This window comes from Asticcacaulis sp. AC466 (assembly GCF_000495815.1).
GTDB lineage: Bacteria > Pseudomonadota > Alphaproteobacteria > Caulobacterales > Caulobacteraceae > Asticcacaulis.
In genome coordinates this window covers 355667-377245 of record NZ_AWGE01000005.1, presented here as the reverse complement: position 1 = coordinate 377245, position 21579 = coordinate 355667, and the positions used below count along the sequence as shown (strand labels likewise).

Below are 21579 nucleotides of genomic sequence, written 5' to 3'. Positions count from 1 at the left end.
TTCCTCATTAGTCTGAAAAATCGAGCCTCACATATTTTCTGTATGACAGAATTTCAAGATACTTGGCGCGTGATTGTCACCATTACAGATTTAGGCCGTCGTGACTGCGCGAAAGCGTGGGCGCTACGAACCGGATCGAAGTCAGCTTTAGTACTACAGCCACATCTCGAATGGCCCCAGCCGCTCCGGCGTAAGCGGTTGCCCCAGATATAGCCGCATCAGCTTGTCGCTCAGGCGGTCGGCGGGACCGGCGCCGAACCGGGGACCGCCGAACCGAGCGATGTTGTCACTCAGGTGCCGCAAGGCGTCGGCATCCTGATCGATGACTCGAAACAGGAACAACCGGATAAGGGCCTCCTTGAGCCAAGCCGGTCCTTTGGATTTCGGCGTGGAAAACCGTGCGAACGGTCGGATCATGCTGTCGTTTTCCGGGACGAACCATATGGTGACGCAAAGGGTCAAACCCTTTGGCCCTTCCCAGCGTCCCTGAAACGCTACGGGCGGGAAGTAGCGGCCGCGACTGCGGGTACGCGGGCCTTCCAAAGCGCGCGACATCCAGCCGTGGTCCGTGTCCTGCACGTAGGTGGCTTCGAACCCGTCCTCAGACACCTCGATGCTCTGCTCGACACGCTGACGGCGATGTTTGACGCGAATATAGCCGTCATGGATAAAATTGGTGTGGAAGGGATCAAGGACATTGTCCAGCGCATCGAAGACGCGGGCCGCTTCAGGCTTCATCGCCCACCAGAAATGATCATATTCAGGGCCTTCCGGCATGGGCGGGACAACAAACGGCGTATTGCCCGCCAGGCAGACAAAAACGACACCGAAAGCTTCACGCACGCCGACTGTTTCGGCTTTCAACCGTGAAGACGCCCCGGCGCACCCCGGTATATCCGCACACGCGCCATCGCCGCGAAATGCCCAGCCGTGATAAGGGCAAACCAGGCGCCCCTGCTCTACGCGGCCTTGCGACAGCGGATAGTTGCGGTGCGGACAGCGGTCGCGAAACGCGCTGAGCCCTTCGGCGCCCCGCCATAAAACGATCGGGATGCCGGCGACCTCACGCTTTAGCGGTGTCTTGCCGACCTGCCCGTCCAGCGCCACGGGCAGCCAGGTCGTGTCGATATGGGCCGGCAGCTTCATGACGCACTCCGCAGCAGTTCCGGCGCCATAAGGCGGAGCACCCGCCCGATGACCGAATAGCCAAACCGTCGCCAGGCGGGCAGATGCCCTTCGATAATCATGACATATTCCATATACGGCTTGGCCCCCCTGTGCCGTTTGAAATGCGGCGCGCCGGCCGACAGATTGAGGCGCATCCCCCGCGTTTGTGCTGCCTGTGCCGCCCGCGTCATGGCGGACCGGTAAAGGCCGTCAGACTGCGGCCGCGACTGATTGTAACCCACCATCGGTACGGACAGGGTGTCGCCGCGACTGTGCAGGGCGCAGAAGGCTTCCACCCGCCCCTTGTCTTCCAAGGTGAGGATTTCCAAGTCGCCCGCCTCCATAAGACGGCGCAGATAACCATAGTCATAGTCGGGGTTAAGTCCCGAATAGGTGCCGAGATACAGGTTGCGGTACAGTTCGAGGCACCGCGCCAGCTTGTCGGGGGGTATGGCGCCGTCATAGGCGCAGCTGTCCAGGTTTGATGTCTCAAGTCGGGCGACATCGCGACGGGCATCGCGGCGCGTCGCCCAATCGGCATCGATATCGTCGATGATCCACACCACGCGAAATGGCCAGCAACGCCTATCAATATAGGCAGCATGATCATGCGCATTCAGCGAGCGCAAAACGATCGCCTTCCCAGGATAGTGCCGCATCAGGCTTTCGCGGCACGCCACCAGATGCGCCAGCATGTCATGGGTGTACAAGGAGGTGCTCAGTAGGCGATGCTCGACAAATACCGCCTCGTCGATGCGCAGCCAGCGGCCAAAGGTTTCAAAGATACGGCTTAAAACCTTGGCCGCCAGACTCTCCGGCACGTCCATCTCGCGGTCGATTTCTTCCCGCGCCATGGGCCCGATGGCTGTCGCCAGCGATGTCACCCAGCAGACATTGGGCCGCCCCGGAATGGCGATCCTGATGGTGCGTCCGCCGATATCCAGGTCCTCGAAAGACACCTTGGCATTGTGAAGGCTCATGTCAGCCACCGATTGCATTCGATATCGGTGGTAAGGTAGGCGGCCAGACCCTGACCCGCGCGCGCCGCGCCGATACTGTGGCGCACACTATCTAGGGCAGCCGCACATCTGACACCCGCCAACACGTCACGGGCACACCGGTTGTCGGTCGCCCATTGCGCCATGCGCCCGTGGGTCAGGGCCGCGGGCCAGCCAAACACAGCCATAGCCAGACCGATGCAGGCGGGCTCCGCTCCGGTCATTACGAGCGGGCGGTCATCCCTACCGCCGACAAAGGCGGCCGCCAGGCCTGCCGGATCGTGCGTCAATAGATGCAGGCCGCTGGTGGCGCGGGGGTTGCATTCTATCAGCCACATCTCACCGTCGGCATCCTGACGCAGGTCGCAGGCCAGTTGGCCAGTCAGATTGAGCGCACGCGCCAGGCGGGCGGCCATCTCGACCAGACGCGGCTCATGGACCGGATCAAAATGATAGCTCGCCCCGCCGCGCGTGCGCCACGACGAACGATAGGCGCTAAAGGCGCGTAGCGTCCCTTGGCGCGCTATGGCGTAGAAGCAGACATCTTCTCCCGCGACGAAGGCCTGACGTACCCATGGGTTTTGCGGATCATCGCTGGCTGGCCCTGCCTCTGGACGGATCAGAACCCGCGTGCCGAAGCGCGAAAACTCTGGCTTGAACACGCAGTCTCGCGCCCAGTCCCGCGTCCGTTCGGTGTGCGGCACTTTCAGGCCGAGATCGGCCGCTAGTCGGGAAAATGTGAGTTTTGAATGAAGCCGCATCAGGGTTGGGCAGTCTGGCCCAAACAAAGGTACATCCAGTTTTGCCCAGTGGAAGATGTCTTCGCACAAGGGGATGATTAGGTCCGGCGCGAGACGGTCAACAAGTGACAGGGCATCTGATCGGAAGCCGGACGGGTCGCGGACGGGCGAGCGATAATGGGCGCTGTCGCCAAACGCGGCACTGCGTAAAACATCGGCGCCGAAAACCGTATGGCCCTGATGGCGCAACACCTTTGCCAAATCGACGGCTACTGGGGCACGAATACCGGTTAGCAGGATGCGGCTCATGCCTGCCACCTGACATGCCGACGTTTGGGAAAGTCCATGTCCGCTCTGTATTCGACATGTTCTACCGGCTGGCCAAAGACGAACAAGGCCTCAGCCAATCTGGGGGCATGTTCGTTGCGGCACGCCAGCCGGATGCCGTTCGGGTGCCCGGTGGCAACCCAGGGATGGTCTGCCGGTATCAGCGGCGCTAGGTGGTCTTCTACCTCACGCGGAAAAACCTGGCGGTCGGACCAGCACCAGATGTCCTGTACCCGTCCTTCAACCGGGCGGACGGCGGCCCGAATCGATCCGCACAGACAGGTCGTCGGCTCCAGAATGTCGTCCAGGCGCAACCGCACGACCGCCTGTGTCCGACGCAAAAGGTCGGTGACGATCGGGCGAAAGCGTCCACCCGGCAAGGGCTCACGCTCGACGATCAGGGTATCTTCGTTGAGGTGCAGTGTTCCCTGCCGACACGGTGCTCCCAGAAATCCCTCCGTCGCTTGATAGATGGGATCGGGCCGCACACCCAACCGGTCGGTGATAAAGGCACGTTCAATATCATTCAGCGTCTCGGCGCCATAATAGAGGTGTTTCAAGTCAGGCAATTTATGCGCCGCAGCCAGGGCCAGCAGAACCTGAGACGGCGCGATAAGCAGGTCCGGGTTGAATTCGGCGACGGCGGCGGCGCTGTCCGGTCCGAGGGGAAAAAAGCGCATGTCCAGGCGCCGGCCGGACCGATACAGTTCATCCGACGCCCGCAAGCACAAGGCCACTTTTCGAACGCGCAGAAGCGCGCTTGGCTTGAGAAGTTTCGCCATGATCTGGCCCGTATAGAGGGTCCGTTCCGCAGTTGAGGTGATGAACACGCCCCGCGCGCCGCCGGACGTGCCTGTAGAGTGGCCAACACTAAACCCCATCGGCACAGATAACAGGTCATTCAGTTGTTGATGAGATAAGTTCAATATATTGTAATATTGAAAGTTTTCTCGATATGTCTCAACGCTTACAACGGGCAAGGCCCGAAAATCGTTGTGTCGATAATCACGCAAAGCAGCATAGCGACCGAAATCTGCCCGAAGTCTATGCCACAGCCGGTTTTGATGACGCGCCAGCCCCGCGCGGCTACGGTTACGCCCATGCCACAGGGCGGACATATAGGTCAGACTATTACTCATGCCCCACCCATTTCGCCGCCGTCACAGGGCAATGCGACGGAATGATCTCGACGTCCGCGTTTTTGGCCACAGCGTTGAGGGCCGTCAGGGTCTGACGGTAGGCGCGCGTCTCGCCCAGCAAGGCCGTCGTCAGGGCTGGCGGCGGCACATTGTCGGTGATCGCGGCCAGCGACCATGCCGCATCGCCAATGAAGAAGGCGTTTGGACCGCCTGCCGGCCGGACAAGAAGCCCCCAGTGCCCCGGACAATGGCCGGGTAATTCCACGGCGATGAGGCTGCCGTCACCGAGAAGATCCGCACCCTCGGTGAAGGGACGGAGATCCAGAGGGGTGACCGGCAAGGTCTCCAGATAGGTCGCGCGGGCGTCGATGTTGTCGGGCGTCAGGGCGCTGAGCAGGCCCTGCCTGACGCGGCTGAAACGGCTTCCCTGGCGCGTACGGTCAAGGCCTGCGCAGGCGCAGAATATACGAGCGGCGCCAAAATCTCTCAGACCCGCGACGTGGTCGCCGTGGAAATGCGAGACGAAAACGCCGCGGATATCGCCGGCAGACAGGTTAAAACGCGCCAATTGCGCCTCAAGGCTGTCGGCATCCGCGTATTGAACAGGCGTAGCGAGACGATAGAGCCACTCCGGAAACGGGTCGGTGGCGGCGAAGAACCGCCGATGATACCCTGTATCGAACAGGATCGGGCCAAAATCGGCGTGCAGGATCAAGCCGACCAGGGCGGGAAAATCAACCGGACACATGTGCCCGCCCCGACGCGCCATCATTTCCGGATGGCGACACGATCCAACCTGCAAAAGGTGCCAGCGCGTCACCGTCATGAATGACGCCCCAGCTCACAGGCCGCTTTAATGGCATCATATTGAGGTGTATAATCAATAAGTTCGCACGCTAGGCTCATGTCAAACGTTTGCGAAAATGCGAGCGCTGACAGGCTATAGAGCGTCAGGGCGGGCTCTGGCCGTCCAGGCAGTAGCCCGCAGACGGCTTCATTTACAGACGCAATAAGACGCAATACGGCATAGGGCGTGGGCAGGAACCGGACCTCACGGCCCATGGCGTCGGCAAGCTCACGGATCAGATCATGGACGCTGACGGCCTTGCCGCCAGAGATATTTATGACCGCCCCGCCAATGTCCGGTGCACATGCATCGGCGGCGATGAGGGCGCGCACGACATCGCGGACATCGGTCAGTTCGATCAGGGCGCGGCCACCATGGACGAGCGGAAAGCGGCCTCTTTTTATCAACCGCAAAAAGCGCGGCAACAGCACGTCGTCGTCGGGACCGATAATGGCGCGCGGCCGAAGCGCCACGCAGGCCATGCCGGCATCCGACGCTGCCCGCACGAGACCTTCTGCCTCGCCCTTTGTCCGCGCATAGGCATTGAGAGGGCGCTCGGCTATGGGGTCGCTTTCCCGGAGCTCAAGCTGGTCGCGCTCGCGGGCATAGACCGATGGCGACGAGACGAAGATAAAACGGCGGCATCCCGCGCGCCGCGCCGCCACCAAAAGGTTCCGCGTGACATCAACATTGATTGCCTGAAAATCAGCGTCACGCCCCCATGGACTGGACAATGCGGCCGCATGAAAAACACCGTCTACGCCGTCCACCAAAGGACCGAGTGAGCCTTTCGTCAGGTCTGCCTGGATATAGTCCGCGCCCATGTCTTTCAGCGCCTGGCCATCTCGCCGTCCGGTCGCGCGCACCGCGTAGCCGGCCATGATCAGCCCCGCGACCAGCGCTTTGCCCAACCCACCGGTCGCGCCTGTAACCAACACCTTCACAGGCGCAGCACCATGGCGCCCAGGCTTACGCCCGCCGACGTACCCACCAGAAGCGCGTGCGACCCCGGCGTCAATCGTCCGTCACTATGGGCGACATAGAGCGCATTGGGCAGCGAGGCGGCGATCTGGTTGCCGCAGCTTGAGAAGATATCGACGACGCGTTCCGGCCGGGTTTTGACCAGATGACGCATATATTCCAGCCCTGGCGCACTGGCCTGATGGCAGATGAACGTGTCGATATCCTCCATCGTCACGCCTGCATCATTGACGGTGTCGGCCATGAGTTGCGGCAGATGGCGACCGGCCGCCTTGAAGATACCGAAAGCATCCATATGAAACCTGGCGGCCTGACTTAAAGAGTCAAAACCGTCAGCGATACGCACCCCGGTCCCACCCGCCCGCAGATGGGCCAGGTCCTTGCCCTGGCTTAAGGTCTTGAAGCGCGCGGCCAGGACGGCGGGACCGTCATCGCAGGCCTCAACGCAGACGGCGGCGGCGCCATCTCCGAAAATGGCCGACATTTCCGGATGGTCGTAGTCAAGACCTGCCGACGCGATGTCACTGGAAAAGACCAGGGCCCGGCGGTATCGCCCCGCCTTCATGGCCAGGCTGACCTGGTCGAGCGCCGCGACGAATGACAGGCAGGTCATGTTGACGTCAAGGCAAGGGATGCCGCTTTTGGCCAGGCCGAGCGCGTTGTGCACCAGGACGGAGGTGCCGGGTATGGGTTGCTCCATAACACCGCAGGCGCCGACCAGCACATCGAATGCCTCCTCCTCCCAACCGGCGTCGGCCAGGGCTTCGCGGCAGGCATGGGCAGCCATGACGGAGCTGGTTTCCGCGCGACTGGCGATTGGCCGGGAGGTAATGCCAAAGCGCGCCTCGGTCCAGCCAGGGGGCTGGCCATACAGGCTATCCAGACTTTGAGAGGGCTGTTGAGACGCAGGCAAATAACGGCCGAAACCGCGCAGGGCGAAACCGATAGGGTATGTCATAACCATTTCCAAAGACACGTAAGTCCGCCGGGTTCGCCCTCCGGCGGCGTCTTTGTAAGCATATTGCCTGCAAAAAGATAATTCAACCCAGATTAGGCTCATCGACAATCGACGCGCTACTGGACCGCCAATTCATATTCCTACCACAAATCCATCATGTCACTGTTGCACGCCGTATCTACCCCCCTGCTGACTTGCTCAGTGAGCGCCTGCGCCGCTTTCGCAAGATGTGTTCATACGTCAGATGCCGGCTCCGTGTTGGATGGCCGCGCCGCTGCCAGGAGGGGTTTATCATGTCCTATTACCGTCGTTCCGCCCTATTCATGTCCTGCGCCCTCGTCTCCCTGACGGCGATGGCTGCCGGCGTCGTCCATGCCCAGGCCGTCAACCCGGACGTCAATACACAGCCGACGCCTGCCGACACGGACACCATGGTCATCGTCACCGGCACCCGCGACAAGACACGCACCAAGTTCACCACCCTGACGCCGGTCGATGTCCTGAGCGCCAAAGACCTGCATGATGGTGCGTCCAGCCAGCTGACCGACAATCTGGCGCAAGTCATTCCGTCGTTTAACGTGCAGAAGCTCCCGACCTCGGACGGGCTTCAATTCATCCGTCCGGCTCACCTGCGCGGCCTGTCCTCAGACCAGACGCTCGTGCTGATTAATGGCAAGCGCTTCCACCGCACCGCCTTTCTTGGCCAACGTGGCGCGCAAGGGCCGGATCTGGCGCAGATCCCGAATTTTGCCATAGGACGGGTGGAAGTCCTGCGTGACGGCGCCTCAGCGCAGTATGGCTCCGATGCCATCGCCGGTGTGATCAACATCAAACTCGATGACCGTCCCGGCATTTCCGCCTATACCCAAGGGTCGCAATATTTCGCCGGTGACGGCGCCAATCTTCAGGCCGGGGTGCGCGCCGGCTTCGCCATCGGGGATGGCGGTCATATCGTCGCAACGGCCGAATGGTCCGACGCAGCGGCCACGTCCCGCACCCACCAACGCGCCGACGCCGCCGCGTTCCAGGCCGCCAACCCCAGCCTCACCATCCCCAATCCCGTTCAGCGCTGGGGCAAGCCGGAGCTGACGACCTACCACTACGCTGTCGATGCGATGTTGCCCATTGTTGGTGTCGGAGAGCTGTATGGCTTCGCAACGGCCTCCACCGGCAATGGAGTCAACGATATCAACTGGCGTATTCCCAGCGCGACAAGCAATGCCGCCGTTTACAAGACCGTTCCCTCCATCTTCCCAGGCTGGGACCTGAGGTCAATCTATCCCAACGGTTTCACACCGCATGAAGCGGTCGATTACACGGATTATCAAACCGTCGGTGGTCTGCGTGGTCATTGGGGCGAAGCGTTCGACTGGGACCTGAGCGCCAGCTACGGCCAGAACGAAACCAAGTTCTACCTGTACAATTCGATCAATGCCTCCATGGGGCCGAACAGCCCGACCGATTTTTACCTCGGCACTCAGACGCAGCAAGAATTCAATCTGAACGCCGACGGCGTCTATCACCTGGACGTGGCAAGCCTGCCTGAGCCGATCAATATTGCCTTTGGCGCCGAAAGCCGCAAGGAAACCTATTCTGTCGCTGCCGGCGACGCGGCCTCCTATGCCGTTGGGCCGGGCGCCAATGCGGGCCTGGCCTCGGGCTCGAACGGCTTTCCGGGTTTCAGCGACCAGCAGGCCGGCAAATGGAATCAGACCAGTTACGCCGCCTATATCGACACCGAAGCCAGACTGACCGAAAAATGGACCCTGGGCGGCGCCCTGCGCTACGAACACTATTCGGAATTCGGCGAGACGACGACCGGCAAGCTGGCAAGCCGTTACGAATTCACGCCGGACGTCGCGATACGCGCCTCCTATTCGACCGGCTTCCGCGCGCCAACCCCGGGTCAGGTCAATTCGCTTAGCACCTCGCAAGGACTGGACACAGTGACCTTGCAACTGTTCACATCCGGGCGTCTGTCGCCGCTCAATCCGCTGGCGGCCGCCTTGGGTGCAAAGCCGCTGCAACCGGAAACCTCTAAAAGCTATAGTGCCGGCTTTGTCTGGAAGACCGGTTTTGGCCTGTCGGGCTCGATCGATGCCTATCAGGTCGATGTCAGCAAACGCTTCTCCAGTTCACCATCCATTACCCTGACCGCCGCCCAGAAAGCCAGCCTGGTGGCCCAGGGCATTCCGGGCGCCGCCAACTATACCTCTGTATTCTGGTTCACGAACGATTTCGACACCCGCACCAAGGGCGTCGATATCGTGACCAGCTATAACCGTCCGCTGTTCTCGGGCCGTCTGGACCTGAAGCTTGCCTATAATCACAATGAAACCAAGGTGACGTCGGGCTCCTTGAATGCTAACCCGACTCAAAAGCTCCTGTACGAAGAAAACCTGCCCAAAGACAATGTCACCCTGGCCGCGACCTTTACCCAGGGCGCTTTCGATTACCAGGTTCGTGGTCGCTATTACGGCAGTTGGACGGACTCCACCGGCAATTCCACTGGCGATATCTACCAGACCTTCGGCGCATTGACTCTGTTCGACGCGTCGGTGACCTATAATTTTACCCCGAAACTGTCGGTACGCGTCGGCGGCGAAAACATATTCAATACCTATCCAGACAAGGCCGTCTTCCAGGCCAGTCGCGGCATCGAATATTCGCGTAACGCGCCTTACGATACCGATGGCGGACAATATTACGTGCGCCTGAACGCGCGCTTTTAACCCTTAACACCGGAGCGCCGATCCATGCAACGCCGTAACTTCCTGGGGGCCGCCCTGTTCGGCGCCATAGGCGCCCCCCTGCCGGGTGGATCGGCCGCCGCCACGCCGATCAACAGTGCCGCCCCAACCGACGAGGCCGCGTGGCGGACCATATCCGCCGCATATCCGCCACGTCCAAACACAGGGATCATCAACCTTGAATTCGGTGCCTTCGGGCAGATGCCGTTGTCGGTATCCGAGGCATTCCAAACCTACAGCACCCGTGTGAATACCGAAGGCGCGTATTTTACCCGGCGCGAATTCGCTCCCTATTATCAGGGTTTGCGTCAACGCATCGCCGCGCATCTCAATGCCGACGCCGATGAAATCGCCTTGACGCGCAACGCGACCGAAGCCCTGCAAAGTCTCATCGGCGGCTATAACCGCCTTAAAGCGGGCGATGCGGTATTGATCAGCGATCATGACTACGACAGCATGCAGACCGCCATGCGCTGGTTGAAGGATCGGCGCGGCGTCGATATCGTCACTATCGACCTGCCGCAACCGGCCACCTATCAGGGCCTCATCGACGCCTATGACCAGGCTCTGTCCCGCCACCAAAAGGTGCGTTTGATGCTGCTGACTCATATCAGCCATCGTAACGGTCTGCGCCTGCCGGTCAGGGACATCATCGCCATGGCACGACACAAAGGCGTGGACACGATCGTCGACAGCGCCCACGCTTGGGGCCAGGGCGGCATCGACGTTAAGGCAGATGGCTTCGATTTCGCCGGATTCAACCTGCATAAATGGATCGGCGCCCCCTTGGGCGTTGGAGCCGTCTACATCAAAAGGGATCGTTTAGCGGACATCAGTCCGTTCATGGGCGAAGAGATAAACGCAAAGGATCCAATATCGGCGCGCGTTCATACGGGGACGCCGAACTACGCCGCTCAAATGGCGGCCATCGACGCCCTGGATTTTCACAAAGCCATCGGATCAGACGCCTGCGGCGCGCGGCTGTCCTATTTGCGCGATCTATGGGCGAGACCCGCTCGCGATCTCAAGGCCATCGAGATTCTGACACCGGACGATGCGCGGCTGCACGCCGGTATTACGTCCTTTAGACTAACGACCGATCCGTCTGTTGCCGCGCACGCGGCGCTGGCGCAACACCTCCTGGATAAAAGCGGTCTGTTCACAGTGGTGCGCACGGGACTGTCCGGCGGGGCCTGCGTTCGGGTAACCCCGGGCTTTACCTCGACGCCCGATGATATGGCCGCGCTTCTGGCGGCATTGAAAAAAACATGACCTGACGCCCAGACCAATAATAAAAGCCAGGGCAACTATAAAAAGACGGGCGGACAGAAAAGTTTGGGAAAGTATCTGTCCGCCCAAAGTTTATCGTTGGAAGGGCCGTTTAGTACTTGTAACGCAGGCCGAGGTAGTACTGACGGCCTGACGTGCCATAGTCGTACAGCAGGTTCTGGGCGGTGTTACCCTGAGCCGTGTTGTAGGAGATGTAGCGGTTATCCGGTTCGTTGCTCAGATTAATGCCTTCCAGAATGAAGGTCAGGTTGTTGTTGACCTTGTAGGTGATCTGGGCATCGACATTCATCGTTTCGTGCTTGCCCCAGAAATCGGCCGACGAACCGGGGGCGAGTTGCGACAGATAGCCATCGCGATAGGACACCGCAACGCGACCGGATAAGGCCTTGCCTTCATAATACAGGGTGGCGTTCCACGCGTCTGGCGACAAGCCAAGCAGATCGGCCTGCGTCGTCGTCGTGGCCGTCGCCGACGTGTAATACTGGATCTTCGACTCGACGTGGGTATAGTTGAAGATACCGCCCGTCCGGCTCAGGAAGCCCGGCAGGAAGGTAAACGGCTTTTGAATGTTGAACTCATAGCCCTTTAGGTTCCCGCCCGCCGTATTGACCGGCGTAGTGACGAGATAGGAAACGTCGCTGGTTTCGCCCAGATCCGCCGGCGTGTAGCCCAACTCGCTCAGTTTGAAGGACTGGGCGCGGGTCTGGATATAGCTGTGCAGCTTTTTATTGAAGAGGCCCAGGGTTACGAGCGTATCCTTGTCCGGATACCATTCGACGGAGAAGTCCATTGTGTCGGCACGGGTCGGTTCCAGATAGGGGTTACCCGTGGTGATCGTCTTGGCCGTGGTATTGATCGATCCGCCGCCCGGCGTCAGGCTGAGAAGAGTCGGGCGCGCCATGGTCTTGGCAGCCGCGAAACGCAGGTAGAGGTTTTCCAGCGGCTCGATCATGACATTCATTGCCGGCAGGGAATCCTTGTAACGGCGCTTGACCGTGGTCAGTATTGATCTGGTACTGCCGCCGACATAGCCTGTCGCGGTCAGGTTCGTTTCGACCTCCCGCGTGCCGATATTGCCGCGGTAAGGCATAGAACCGAGGTCGCCCTTGAAATCCAGCTGAACAAAGGCCGCCTTATCGATCTCCTGGGCGATCCGGTTGCCGCTCCGCGACGAGGAGTTGGTGTTATTGACAGTGAAAGTACCGTAGGAATTGGTACAGCGGCAGTCGTAATTGAACGTGTCGCGAATGACATTCAGGTTCGGGATCAGATAGGTATTGCCGCCGACCGTGACCGATTGCGAGAAGCCGGCGATGTTGCCATTGATCGTGCTGGCCAGAAGCGACGAACCCGCCGTCGTCGCATTTTCGTCGCGGGTCAGGGGTGCCGTGGTGTAACGGCCATATTCGGTCGAATTAAAATCATAGCTCTTGGAGGCGTAACCGCCCTTGAAAGTCAGGTGGTCATTGATCTCGTATTTCAAATCGATCTTCGCCGTCGAGAAGGCATTCGTCACGCTTTGCGGCCGAATGCGTATCAACGACTGATCGCCATTTGCCGTGCTGGTCGAATAGGTCCAGTAGCACGCCTGGTCTGTCGTACAGCCGGACTTCGACTTACCGTAATCGAACACAGGATGCGTCATATCGGTATAGTCGTAGCTATAACCGGCCACATTGTAGGATTCAAACGTGAAGGTCGTCTGTTCGGGATTGTCCTGGCGCGACTTGGAAGAGCCGATCAGCACCTTGGTACTCAGACGATCACTCCAGGTCTGATCCCATGTCAGGTTGAGTTGCGTGAATGTCGTAGTCAGTTCGTCATAGCGATGTTCGGCGCGAATATCGACGTCGTTGAAGCTGCCCTTGACGAGGGTACCTTCGCTGTCGATGCTGTAATTGTATACGTCCGTCTTCGGCAGCCCCTGGTTAGAGCGGCTGAAGGAAATGGCCTCGATTTCCCATTCATCCCGGTTTGCACCAAATTCCGCGAACATGCCATCAAGCGTGACCAGGGTATTTTCATTCGGGCGCATCTGGAACGAGCCCGTAACCCCCAGGCGCTTCTGCGCGGTTTCGAAGTGGTTATAACGGGGAATACGCGGATGTTCGGCACGAACGAGCTTTTGTGCTTCTCCGGTCAGGGTCGGGTTCTGCGCATTCACTTCTGTAGTATTACAGACCCCGCCTGACCCGGTGCATTGAGGAATGTTAATGAAGGTGTTGCCGCCATCGATGCTGTATTTCTCGAAACGGCCCACGTTCGATACGGCATAAGCATTTTCCCACCGCGTCGTGTTGGTTGAGTCTTCAATAACCGTGCGCGTGCCGTAAGCGACCGACAAAAGGGCCCCCAGACGACCGCCTGCCCAGCGGTTTGAAATCATGAAAGTGCCGCGCGGCTCTGTCTTACGGGCCGCATCATTGTAACCGGCCTGCAAAGAGCCGGCCATTGTAAATCCTTTGTAATCGAACGGACGGGCGGTTTGCAGGTCCACCGTCGCCCCCAGCGATCCTTCTTCGATTTCGGCCGACAGCGACTTGCGCACCGTCAGCGAGTTGAAGAGGTCAGCAGCAAAGACATTGAAATCAAAGCCCCGCCCGCGGTTGGTGCCGCCGGATGAATCCTTAGACCCGGTTGTCGCCAGCGCTTCCAGGCCATTGAGGCGGGTACGTGAGAACTCGGAATTCAGGCCGCGGACGGTAATTTGCTTACCTTCGCCACCGTCACGATCAATCGATACGCCCGGAATGCGCTGGAGGCTTTCGGCGAGGTTCAAATCGGGAAATTGGCCAATATCTTCCGACTTGATGACGTCAACCATGTCGGTCGACCGCCTTTTCTCGTTGATGGCGGTTTGGAGCGAACCGCGAAACCCTGTGACAACCACAACGGTTTCCTGGTCTTCGACTGCGGGGCCCGGCGCGGCAGTTTCCTGCGCGAATACAGATGTCCCTGCCAGCAAAGCCGTCATTGCGCCAAGAGAAATACTTTGGCACAGGATTTTAGACATAGCTATACCGTGCGGTTTATTGATTTTCATTTTTTCGTCCCTGATTTATGGCTGTGGATCAGCCTTGGTTCTGGTTTTTGGCAGGTTATCTTGATTTTGACACCGGTGTCATATCGAATTAGGTGTACAAACCTGATCGCCTTCCCCGCATGTTAGCGGTCTCTTTGCAAAATTCGCAATGAAAAAATGTCAAAAAGACGTTTTTTTATATCAAATTTGATACAATGTGGCTTGTCTGCCACTATAGTCTATCTTGAGACTTAATGCGCCAATCTATACTGTAAGAGAGCTTGACGCTTTATTTTAAAAGGGATGACAGCGCTATCAACGGACTTGCCAGGCCGGATTAAAGCCAGACGCCAAAAATCGCAGCGAAAGCCCATCCACGGGCGCAGTTTTACGCGAAAAATCAAGTGCAGATCTAAGCTGATACGTGTTATAATCGACAGCAAGCATAATTTATCATTAACAGTCACGCGAGGCCCGATGCTCAACCGCCGTTTCCTGATGACCATTGGCGCGGCTGCTGCCGCCTTGCCCTCCGTAACCGTGGCGCAATCGTCGAGCTCGACCATTACCGTGCATGACCTCTGGCGGCCGGCCAATCCTCCGGGCGGCGAGGCCGTAACGGCGAAGGAAGAAACCGTTTTACGCAGCGCCGATCCCAACGACACGGCATTTTTGCATGTCCGAAAACCTTGGCTTGCCATCCGTCGCCCGGCCAAACCGAATGGCTCGGCCATGCTGATCGTGCCCGGCGGCGGGTATGTACGTGTCGCGGTCAGCAAGGCGGGCGGGGACATCGATGCCTGGCTGGCCGAGCAAGGGGTAACGACCTTTACCCTATGCTATCGCCTGCCGGCAGATGGCTGGGGCGCCGGCCCCGAGGTTGCACTTCAAGACGCCCAACGCGCCATGCGGTTGATTCGTTCACGCAGCGGCGAACTGGGGCTCGATCCCAACCGAGTCGGCGTTATCGGCTTTTCCGCCGGTGGCCACGTCGCCGGCTTGCTGGCGACACGCGCGGCAAAACAGACCTACGCACCCGTCGACGCCGTGGACAACTTCGACGCGAGGCCTACGGTTGCCGCCATGATGTATCCGGTCGTCACCATGACCGAACCATATGCGCACAAAGGGTCACTGAAACAGGCCCTGGGAGAGGCACCGACACAGGCCGCGCGTGACGCGGCCTCGATTGAATTGCATGTTGCTGCTGACACACCGCCCACCTTTGTCGGCGGCACAACCGACGATCCCGTGGTCCCTATGCAGAACGCTATCTTGATGTATCAAGCTCTGAAAGCCCACAAGATCGCCTCTGAACTGCACCTGTGGGAGGGAGCGACCCACGGCTTCCCGGTGCGCAAGGATGGCTTTGTCCTGCCCTGGGTGCCGACCGTCTTCGATTTTCTACAGCGCCATGGCCTAAAAGGCTGACCGCCTCGGCGCAGCGCCCAAGGCGCGTACGGCGCTGGAGTGTCGCAATCGATCAACTTTGAGCGCTTGTGCTAAAAATATCGCTACCGGATCATTTGTGCGTTCGGCGAGACGGATATTGCCTGTCCTGACGTTCGCTCCTGTAGGTTCCTTTTCTCCGAGACATAGCTTTATGCCGTTCCGCCGATCCGCGCTCCTCATGACCGCCGCCCTTCTGTGGATCGGCACGGCTCATGCCCAACAGGCCACCCCGACATCTGGCGCATCGACGCCCGCTGCACCGGTAACACCCGCCGCCGGCAAGGCTCCGGCCAAGACGGCGACAAACCCCGACACCGCAAGCGCCAGCGACGACACGACCGTTGTCACCATCACCGCTGACAAGCCGATCATTCAGCACAAGATAGACCGCGACGTCTATGATGTGAAACAGGATCCTCAGGCAACAACGGGGTCGGCTGCCGACGTCCTGAACAATGTGCCGGCGGTTACCGTGGATAATGATGGCACGGTGTCTTTACGCGGCAATTCCGGCGTGCAGGTCTATGTGAACGGCAAAAAATCGGCGCAGATGCAGGGCGATAACCGCGCCTTTTCGCTGCAAAGCCTGGCGGCGGACGATATCGATTCGATCGAGGTCATCCCCAATCCCGGCGCCGCATATGGTTCGGACAGTGCCGGCGGCATTATCAATATTGTCATGAAGCGTGGCCGCGCCCTTCGCCCGCAAACCTCCGTGAACGCAAGTGTCGGCGACCAGGGGCGGGCCAGTGTCGGCTTCCGCACTGGCAAGACGATCGGCAAGCTCAAGCTTAATGGTAGCCTCAACCTCAACCATGGCGGCGGAGGCAATGGCCGTGGTGGTGGCGGTCAAGCGTCCGGCGGCCAGGCGCCCAAGGTGAAAAGCCTGAGTGACCGCTATCGCCTCGATCCGGCAACCGGCGATGTCACGCGCGAGGACCTGACCAATACCGTCAGCAAGTCCTCAAATAACAACATCTCCGCCAATATGACGGCGGAATACGACTTTACCGATCGCGACGACCTGACGGCCGATCTCAGCTATAGCCGTCGCGACAGTCGCAGCGTCGGCGCCAGCGAGACCTTGTCCTATGACCGCGACCATACCCTTATCAGCGACATTGCCCGGCTGAGCAATTCTGTCGCGCCGAATGAAAATCTCGATTTTCGCCTGACCTACGACCATCGCGGCCAGGTTGGCTCGACCGAGGATTTCAAGATGCAGCTGTGGCACAGCAGCAGCCTCAATGATGGTGTTACCGTGACCCGAAGCGTCCGCAATCAGCCCGCAGCGGACGACATCTATACGACCTATGCGTCAAAGACTAAAAAAGTCGTCGACGGCTTCAGCGGCGACTGGTCTCATCCGCTTGGCAATTATGACGAGACACAACGGCAGATCCAGCTCGGCTGGGACATAGAACATACGGTCAGCGACTCATACAATTACCGGTCGCTGTCTTTGGCAGAACCGGTTTCGTCACCGGCGTCCCCCTCGCCGTCCGGCGTGCGCCAATTCGACGACGATGAGGTCTTGAGCGCCGCCTATGCCACCTATCAGCAGCAGTTTGGCAAGCTAGGCTTTCAAGCGGGGCTGCGGGTCGAAGACCTTCATCAGAAGCTTTTGTCTGCCAACCCCCTGTTGCCGGCAACGGCAGTAACCGCGACTCGCGATATGATGAACTACAGTCCCAGTGTGTTCTTCACCTACAAGGCAACGGACAAGGACAACCTGAAACTGGCCTATAGTCGCAAAATCCAACGACCGACAGGCTCGCAGCTCGATCCGCTGGTGGTCATCAGCGCAGATGGACTGACCGCACGGTCGGGCAATTCAAACCTGAAGCCATCACAGACTGATAAGTACGACCTGGCTTATACGCACGACGGCAAGACGACAAACCTAAATCTCCAGGCCTTCTATAACGCCACGACGGGCAGTATCGAAACCGTCTCCAGCTTCCTGCCCGGCCAGCCAGACGTGCTATTGACGAGCTATCAGAACAGCGGTTCAAGCCACAATCAGGGCCTCACGGCCTCGCTGTCGTCGCGCCTTTTCGATCGAAAGCTGAACATCAATCTGAACGGCACCTACACCTATACAGATACCCGATACACCGATGTCTTCACCCACCAACCGGTCGAATCCAAGGGGCCGTTTTCAAATCTCAGCCTCAATACAAATTATCGCCCGGATCGTGTAAATACCTACAGCTTCCGTGTTCTTTACCGCGGCGAAACAAATACCGTCGAACGCCGCGTCACGCCCCAAACGACCCTTGGCCTGTCGTGGCAGCACCAGATTGTCCCCAGCAAGCTGATCTTGACGTTCAATGCGTCCAATATCATCGTAGGCCCGGCCAGCAAGACCTACAGTTTCAACAGCGTACAGCGTAGCTACACCGAACGTTACGACCAAGCCGCAACCTTTATGGTCAATCTGCGCTATACGTTCGGCAAGGTCATTAACCGCCAGCGCGGAGACGGGCCGCGCGGACCGCGGCCGCAAGGCGATGATGGCGATCGTGGCGGCGGACGCTGGCGTCAATAGCTGGCGTACTGGCCTATCCGATCTTGTACACCAAACCAACATAGACCCGCCGCGCGACAAAGTGGTTGTAGCCCCGCTGGGTGAAGGTTGAGGTGTCCGTAGTGTAGCTTTGCTTCGATCCGTCGAGGACGTCGCTGGCGCTAAAGGTAAAAGTCAGGCGCGGCGTCAGACGTCTTTTCCAGGTCGCATTGATCGTGTTGGTGGCAGACTCCGTGCCCTGGGGCGTAAGGCTTGGTCCCGTAATATGGGCGTCGAAGGCAAATTGGTTTGCCCCTGAGCTATAGTCCATGGCCAGGTTGGCGTAATAGGAGAGCCCGGATTGGTGTACCGGCACCGTCAGGTCAATCGTGTCTAGTTCGAGGTAATAGATGCTGGCATCGGTGCTTATATGAAGGCCCTTGGGCAGGCGCCAATCGACGGACCCGGTAAGACCCGTCGACAGTCCTTTGCCGGCATTTTGCTTGCTGTTGAGGAGGATATTGTCGTTGGTAAAGGTGCGAACATCGACCACCGTATCTGTGCTTCTGCGGTAAAAAACACCTAAGCTACGGCTCAAATCTTCACGGCTGGCATCATAGGTCAGTTCCAATGACTTGACCGGTTGCGGCTTCAGATTGGGATTGCCGACAAAAAGGTTTTGCGCATCCCAATAGGTCGTATATGGACTGAGATCGCGAGGATCTGGCCTTTGCAAGCTTTGCCGATAGCTGAGCGACAGGCTTTTGTCGCCATCGAGGCTGTATTTCAGATGCAGGCTGGGATTGAGGCTTTGGTATGAGGCAACCCGAATGGCTACGCGCGCCTCGCCTTCCAGACGAGTCGTCACGGCTTCGAGGCGCGCACCGATCAGGGCCTCCCATCGGCTCGCCCAGGTCACCTGGGCAGTGACATAGGCCGATTTCTGGATATCGATTACCTGGTAGCGGTGTGTGGCGTCGAAATCCACAGTTTCCGCGTCGGTTAGGGGATCGACGCTGGCAAAATAATTGCCGATCCGGTTGGCGTCCCTGCGATATTCTATCCCCATGCTCACCTGCCCAATGCCCGTGACCGGACGGGCATAGTCGAACGTGGCCTGATCGAGATTATGACCCGCCTTGTTCAATATGCGTTCGTAACCGGGCGGCGTCTGAGGGTAGACAAATAGGTTCCGAAACGACTTGTCGACCAGATTGACCGTGCCGCTGTGCTGTATCGCCGCCTTTACGATCGTATCGTCATCCTGATGGTTGTACCCTAGGGTGAGGCTGCTGTCGGATTGCTGGTTAGGTCCCTTTGATATGCGGTGATAAGCGTCAGTCAGCGCGCCACCCTCGTAATCCTGGTGGAATTCATCGAAATACGGTCTTGATCGGCGAAAATTATAGGTTCCGGACGCGCTCAAACTGTCCGTTTCGCTCAGGTCATAGTCCAGTCCAACACTGGCGTTTTGCACCCATCTGCGCACAAACACCTTGGAGGATTGCTGATTTTCTCCCGCTTTGCCGGTTAGGGGATCGCGCCAGTTCACGTCGGATTGGCGGTATTTGAGGTTTCCATCCCGTCGCACCCCCAGGCTGCCATGGAGGGAAAGCTTGTTTTTTGTATAGTCGCCCGACAGGTTCACGTTCCACAGGCCTTGATCGGTTGCACTGGTGCGAACGGAGCCGTGGGCACCCGCCTTGCGGTTCTTTTTAAGGACGATATTGATAATCGAACCGCCATTGGCAGCATAGGCGGCGGACGGATTTGTAATCACTTCGACGCTGGCAATGTCCGAGCCCGATAGGGTTTGCAAGGCTACGGCGCGGGTCTCGCCTGACATGACAGCTGAGGGTTTGCCGTTGATGAACACCGTGACATTGGGATTGCCCTTGACCGCTATATTCCCCTCAGCAGACACCGAAACCGTCGGCGTGGATTGCAGAACATCCTGCGCTGTCCCGTTTTCAGCCTTTGGATTATCGGCAGTGCTGTAGACGGTCTTGTCGATTTTCCGTTTGACCGCTTTTTTGCGTCCGGTCACGACCACCTGGGTGTGCGCGTCATCGACGGTCGCCTGGGCAGGTGGTGGACTGGTTTCCTGGGCGGACACCCGGCCCGCCGAAAGGACCGTGACCGCGGTGGTCATCAGAAGCATTTTTAAAAGCACAGCATATCCTCCGCTGTTCGCCACACGACAACGATATTAACTTTTTATTAGGAATTGAAATCTGCCGGCCGATGGTCACGATTGGCAAGGACAGATTGTTCGTTTGAAATAGCAGGCCTTTTTACCGCGCACAAACCATGATAATTGGGTGGAGGTATTAGAAAAATTTGGATCTTACATGCCTAGGCCTCATCTGCCTTTGACCGCACTGCGTGCATTTGAAGCGTCCGCGCGGCACCTGAGCTTCACGCGTGCCGCCATCGAACTGCATGTGACCCAGGCGGCTGTCAGTCATCAGGTCAAGCTGCTGGAAGAGCAACTGAACCTGACCCTGTTCAAACGCTTGCCGAGAGGTCTGCGAGTTACGGCGGAAGGCGAAGCCTTGCTGCCGGTCCTGACGGAGTCCTTCGACCGCATGGCCGATCTACTTGACCGGTTTACCGAAGGTTATGTGCGTGAAATTCTCACCCTGGGCGCAGTCGGCACCTTTGCCGTCGGATGGCTTTTGCCAAGGCTGACCGGTTTACGCGAACGGCACCCGCACATTGACCTACGCCTGTCCACCAACAACAATCGCGTCGATATCGCCTCGGAAGGGCTGGACTACGCTATCCGGTTCGGAAATGGTGCGTGGCACGACACGCACGCCATACGCTTGTTCGAAGCGCCTCTGTCGGTTTTATGCCTCCCCCAGATCGCCGCCGGGCTGCGCAGCCCAAAGGATTTGTTTTCTCAGACCCTTCTACGCTCATACCGCCTGGATGAATGGTCGGGCTGGTTCGAAGCTGCCGGGCTAGGCAGCGGCCCCCCACTGACACGTGCCCTTATGTTCGACTCGTCCCTGGCCATGATGGAGGCGGCGATTCAAGGCGTGGGCGTCGCCCTGGCGCCGCCCCTCATGTTTGAGCGCCTATTGTCATCGGGCCAAATCGTCCAGCCCTTCGATATCTATGTCTCGCGCGGCAGCTACTGGCTGACCCGCCTTCAGTCGAAGTCTGAAACCTCGGCGATGGTACAGTTCCGCGACTGGCTGATGGAGAGCCTGCCGGCGGCCGATGGCCGCTGAGGCGGGCCACGATGTCGTCGGGTTTTGTTATGCCGCTTGCCTCATGATTTCCGTCCTCGGGCGGGCTTGACGGCGGAGGTTGCGAACTGATGCAATAATTTTGTGCAGAATTGAGAAAAACGCGCAAAAACAACACAGGCTTCGCGTATTTCGTCGAAAA

General features: G+C 58.8%; 14 protein-coding genes. 5 read left to right on the top strand and 9 right to left on the bottom strand.

Features of this window, described 5'->3' with window-relative positions:
- Positions 1–153 precede the first annotated feature (153 nt).
- From AEAC466_RS28780 to AEAC466_RS28755, 7 genes are read right to left on the bottom strand one after another with little or no spacing between them, the layout of a single operon-like run.
- On the bottom strand, positions 154–1146 hold the full coding sequence (locus tag AEAC466_RS28780; RefSeq protein ID WP_023457241.1) for a Rieske 2Fe-2S domain-containing protein: 993 nt from the start codon (positions 1144–1146) through the stop codon (positions 154–156).
- Complete coding sequence (locus tag AEAC466_RS28775; protein ID WP_023457240.1) at positions 1143–2147, bottom strand: GNAT family N-acetyltransferase; 1005 nt, start codon at positions 2145–2147, stop codon at positions 1143–1145. Before AEAC466_RS28775 ends, AEAC466_RS28780 begins: the two co-directional genes overlap by 4 nt.
- Positions 2144–3214, bottom strand: coding sequence for an ATP-grasp domain-containing protein (locus AEAC466_RS28770; RefSeq protein ID WP_023457239.1), 1071 nt, complete (start codon positions 3212–3214; stop codon positions 2144–2146). The genes AEAC466_RS28775 and AEAC466_RS28770 overlap by 4 nt, the downstream gene beginning before the upstream one ends.
- On the bottom strand, positions 3211–4371 hold the full coding sequence (locus AEAC466_RS0122210; protein WP_031238379.1) for a cell division protein FtsA: 1161 nt from the start codon (positions 4369–4371) through the stop codon (positions 3211–3213). The genes AEAC466_RS28770 and AEAC466_RS0122210 overlap by 4 nt, the downstream gene beginning before the upstream one ends.
- Positions 4364–5197: an MBL fold metallo-hydrolase gene (locus tag AEAC466_RS28765; RefSeq protein WP_023457237.1), complete on the bottom strand. Its 834-nt coding sequence runs from the start codon at positions 5195–5197 to the stop codon at positions 4364–4366. The genes AEAC466_RS0122210 and AEAC466_RS28765 overlap by 8 nt, the downstream gene beginning before the upstream one ends.
- On the bottom strand, positions 5194–6162 hold the full coding sequence (locus AEAC466_RS28760) for an NAD-dependent epimerase/dehydratase family protein (RefSeq protein ID WP_035429277.1): 969 nt from the start codon (positions 6160–6162) through the stop codon (positions 5194–5196). The genes AEAC466_RS28765 and AEAC466_RS28760 overlap by 4 nt, the downstream gene beginning before the upstream one ends.
- Positions 6159–7157: a 3-oxoacyl-[acyl-carrier-protein] synthase III C-terminal domain-containing protein gene (locus AEAC466_RS28755; protein ID WP_031238375.1), complete on the bottom strand. Its 999-nt coding sequence runs from the start codon at positions 7155–7157 to the stop codon at positions 6159–6161. The genes AEAC466_RS28760 and AEAC466_RS28755 overlap by 4 nt, the downstream gene beginning before the upstream one ends.
- 293 nt (positions 7158–7450) lie before the next feature.
- Between AEAC466_RS28755 and AEAC466_RS28750 the strand changes: the two genes are divergently transcribed.
- Positions 7451–9889, top strand: coding sequence for a TonB-dependent receptor plug domain-containing protein (locus tag AEAC466_RS28750; protein WP_023457234.1), 2439 nt, complete (start codon positions 7451–7453; stop codon positions 9887–9889).
- A 24-nt stretch (positions 9890–9913) separates the two neighbouring features.
- A complete protein-coding gene (locus tag AEAC466_RS28745) occupies positions 9914–11179 on the top strand; it encodes an aminotransferase class V-fold PLP-dependent enzyme (RefSeq protein ID WP_023457233.1) in 1266 nt (421 codons plus the stop codon).
- Between the two features lie 109 nt (positions 11180–11288).
- Here AEAC466_RS28745 and AEAC466_RS28740 read toward each other — a convergent pair whose 3' ends face one another.
- Complete coding sequence (locus AEAC466_RS28740) at positions 11289–14240, bottom strand: TonB-dependent receptor (RefSeq protein ID WP_023457232.1); 2952 nt, start codon at positions 14238–14240, stop codon at positions 11289–11291.
- A 456-nt stretch (positions 14241–14696) separates the two neighbouring features.
- On the opposite strand from AEAC466_RS28740, the gene AEAC466_RS28735 reads away from it, so the two are divergent.
- Both AEAC466_RS28735 and AEAC466_RS28730 read left to right on the top strand, forming a co-directional pair.
- On the top strand, positions 14697–15650 hold the full coding sequence (locus AEAC466_RS28735) for an alpha/beta hydrolase (protein ID WP_023457231.1): 954 nt from the start codon (positions 14697–14699) through the stop codon (positions 15648–15650).
- A 172-nt stretch (positions 15651–15822) separates the two neighbouring features.
- On the top strand, positions 15823–18222 hold the full coding sequence (locus AEAC466_RS28730) for a TonB-dependent receptor (RefSeq protein WP_023457230.1): 2400 nt from the start codon (positions 15823–15825) through the stop codon (positions 18220–18222).
- A gap of 13 nt (positions 18223–18235) precedes the next feature.
- Here AEAC466_RS28730 and AEAC466_RS28725 read toward each other — a convergent pair whose 3' ends face one another.
- Positions 18236–20332: a TonB-dependent receptor gene (locus AEAC466_RS28725; protein WP_023457229.1), complete on the bottom strand. Its 2097-nt coding sequence runs from the start codon at positions 20330–20332 to the stop codon at positions 18236–18238.
- A gap of 199 nt (positions 20333–20531) precedes the next feature.
- Here AEAC466_RS28725 and AEAC466_RS28720 point away from each other — a divergent pair, with 199 nt between their 5' ends.
- On the top strand, positions 20532–21419 hold the full coding sequence (locus tag AEAC466_RS28720) for a LysR family transcriptional regulator (protein ID WP_031238371.1): 888 nt from the start codon (positions 20532–20534) through the stop codon (positions 21417–21419).
- Positions 21420–21579 lie beyond the last annotated feature (160 nt).

Excerpts from the sequence above, each read along its gene's own strand:
- AEAC466_RS28780 (WP_023457241.1), bottom strand. The coding sequence starts at position 1,146 with ATGAAGCTGCCGGCCCATATCGACACGACCTGGCTGCCCGTGGCGCTG.
- AEAC466_RS28775 (WP_023457240.1), bottom strand. The coding sequence starts at position 2,147 with ATGAGCCTTCACAATGCCAAGGTGTCTTTCGAGGACCTGGATATCGGC.
- AEAC466_RS28770 (WP_023457239.1), bottom strand. The coding sequence starts at position 3,214 with ATGAGCCGCATCCTGCTAACCGGTATTCGTGCCCCAGTAGCCGTCGAT.
- AEAC466_RS0122210 (WP_031238379.1), bottom strand. The coding sequence starts at position 4,371 with ATGAGTAATAGTCTGACCTATATGTCCGCCCTGTGGCATGGGCGTAAC.
- AEAC466_RS28765 (WP_023457237.1), bottom strand. The coding sequence starts at position 5,197 with ATGACGGTGACGCGCTGGCACCTTTTGCAGGTTGGATCGTGTCGCCAT.
- AEAC466_RS28755 (WP_031238375.1), bottom strand. The coding sequence starts at position 7,157 with ATGACATACCCTATCGGTTTCGCCCTGCGCGGTTTCGGCCGTTATTTG.
- AEAC466_RS28750 (WP_023457234.1), top strand. The coding sequence starts at position 7,451 with ATGTCCTATTACCGTCGTTCCGCCCTATTCATGTCCTGCGCCCTCGTC.
- AEAC466_RS28745 (WP_023457233.1), top strand. The coding sequence starts at position 9,914 with ATGCAACGCCGTAACTTCCTGGGGGCCGCCCTGTTCGGCGCCATAGGC.
- AEAC466_RS28740 (WP_023457232.1), bottom strand. The coding sequence starts at position 14,240 with ATGAAAATCAATAAACCGCACGGTATAGCTATGTCTAAAATCCTGTGC.
- AEAC466_RS28735 (WP_023457231.1), top strand. The coding sequence starts at position 14,697 with ATGCTCAACCGCCGTTTCCTGATGACCATTGGCGCGGCTGCTGCCGCC.
- AEAC466_RS28730 (WP_023457230.1), top strand. The coding sequence starts at position 15,823 with ATGCCGTTCCGCCGATCCGCGCTCCTCATGACCGCCGCCCTTCTGTGG.
- AEAC466_RS28725 (WP_023457229.1), bottom strand. The coding sequence starts at position 20,332 with ATGACCACCGCGGTCACGGTCCTTTCGGCGGGCCGGGTGTCCGCCCAG.
- AEAC466_RS28720 (WP_031238371.1), top strand. The coding sequence starts at position 20,532 with ATGCCTAGGCCTCATCTGCCTTTGACCGCACTGCGTGCATTTGAAGCG.